General features: G+C 44.2%; 3 protein-coding genes. 2 read left to right on the top strand and 1 reads right to left on the bottom strand.

What is annotated here, in order from left to right; translation table 11 throughout:
• On the bottom strand, positions 1 to 213 hold a 213-nt coding region (locus L655_RS01000000124825), incomplete at its 3' end, for an AlpA family transcriptional regulator (RefSeq protein ID WP_024603785.1).
• Between the two features lie 566 nt (positions 214 to 779).
• Between L655_RS01000000124825 and L655_RS0100935 the strand changes: the two genes are divergently transcribed.
• Positions 780 to 1,034 (top strand): helix-turn-helix transcriptional regulator, encoded by a 255-nt coding sequence (locus tag L655_RS0100935; RefSeq protein WP_198925121.1) that lies wholly within the window; start codon positions 780 to 782, stop codon positions 1,032 to 1,034.
• 354 nt (positions 1,035 to 1,388) lie between these two features.
• Positions 1,389 to 2,029, top strand: a 641-nt coding sequence (locus L655_RS0100930) for a MerR family transcriptional regulator (RefSeq protein ID WP_024603786.1), incomplete at its 3' end; no start/stop codon positions are given.

The raw sequence follows: 2,029 nt of genomic DNA, 5'->3' as shown, positions 1-2,029 counted from the left end.
GCGGGTTTCAATCCACTGGTCGATATCGCTTTCTAACCAGCCCACGGCACGCGCACCAATACGAATGGAACGGGGGAATTCTCCGTTGGCCATCAAGGCATAAATGGTGCTACGGCCAAAGCCGGTTTTGGCCTTGACCTCTGGCAAGCGCAAAATCCGCTGCTGACGCGCTGGGTGTGCTGAGTTTGTGGGTGATTGTGTAGTTGGGTTCATCGTTTCTATTTTTTCCAAAATAAGCCTCACTGATCTGTTAAGTTCTCTTAGGAGTTTGCCCCGCTATTATTAAAGAGTTAAACGGACGCAGTAGGCAGATAAATGCCCAGATCGTGCAGCTTTCTGAGGGTATAGGTAGCTAGCTGCCCCAGAATTGACATAATGCCCCAAGTCATAAATACCCTGTGGGCAGGGTTAGCGTATTGCTAAGTGGCGTGAATTAAGGCTTTGCCCAGACTGCCCCAGAAGCCCAAAGAATAGCGTACTGCTTTGAAGCGCCCTACTCATACCCCTGTATCGGTGAGTCGTTTGGATTAAGAGTTTATATGTCGAGTGTATCGACATATAAAAAACTTATGTCGAAAAAACAGTAAAAAATCGACATGACCTGTTCAGATCTTGGCTCACTTTACTTCGAGAGATGGCAATTTATTTCTTTACAACTTGAAGATAAAAGTGAAACTATAATTTCACTAAATTAAGATTTAAGAAAATATAGTTTCATTATGGATACTGTCGAGCCAAAATCAAAACGCACTGCGGTCATATTCCCTAGACAAAGGAAGATGTTAAACATCTTGGAAGAAAACTTAACATTGGCGATGAAGAGACGCGGCATTACTCAAGAAATGATGCATAGTAGGACAGGGATTTCTAAGCCAACACTGCGTAAAATATCAAAAGGTGATCCTTCCGTTTCACTTGGTCACTACGTTAAGGTTTTGGCAGTCCTCGGCTTGTTAGACGACCTAACCAAGGTCGCCCGTGATGACGAGCTAGGAAGAAAGCTGCAAGACATCCAATTACTGAATAAAAAATAAGTGCAGCAGTAGCCTATATCCACATGACTAAAACTTGGCCAGCAAGGTCAGCTTCAGAGAAGAAAGATAGCTATTAAGGTGCTGATTTATACTCAACCAGAACCCGTTTACACTTTTATGCGTTTTACCGAACGGGGGAATGCAGAGGTTGGAGGTCTACACAAAGTGACTTTATGGGTAACAATCTGTAGACCTGAATGCGGTATTCAAGCTTTCAACAAATCAAAACTGAACGATATTTTTTGCTAACAACATTTGACCTGTCTATAACTTCATAGTTTATCGTCATTCGTGTTCTGGTCTGTTTGAGCCAGCCGCGCCATTATTAAAAAGAACGGAAAGGACGTTTTATCTGTGTATCGCATTTCTGAGTTAGCTGAAAAAGTCGGGCTGTCACGGTCAACCTTGCTCTACTACGAGAAGCTAGGTTTGTTGCAGGGTGTTCGCCAAACCAACGGCTATCGACTGTATTCAGATAAAGATGTTCAGCAGTTGCGCTTGTTGCAACAACTGCAAGTGGGCGGTTTAACACTTAAGGAATGTAAATCCTTTTTGGACAGCAAGGTGCAGCGCTCTGTACTTGAAAAACGCTTGCAGCAGCTGGACGAAGACATCGCTAAAAAGCAACAAGCTCGCGCGTTACTTGCCGCCATGCTTGGTGAAGGTTCGCTGCGTCTTTGGCACCAACAGACCGATAAATTAGCACCAGATGCCCATCTGGAGTGGTTAAAGCAGCAAGGCTTTAATGAACAACAAGCCCTGCATTTGAAATGGTTATCAAAAGATATGAACAAACACGATCAATACATGGCCGATTTTATGACGGTATTCCAACGCTTAGAACGCTGGGGGCCGAGTTCTGATGCCGATACACTAAAAGCATTGTCCACACTGCCAACAATACCTACCAAGATCATTGATATTGGCTGCGGCAAAGGCTTTTCAACCCGGTTATTGGCAAAGCACACCCAAGCCGAGATTGTGGCAGTGGATAA

Origin of the sequence: Pseudoalteromonas sp. TAE79, from assembly GCF_000498015.1 — a bacterium.
Taxonomy (GTDB): Bacteria; Pseudomonadota; Gammaproteobacteria; order Enterobacterales; family Alteromonadaceae; genus Pseudoalteromonas.
This window is presented reverse-complemented; position numbering and strand designations above follow the sequence as displayed.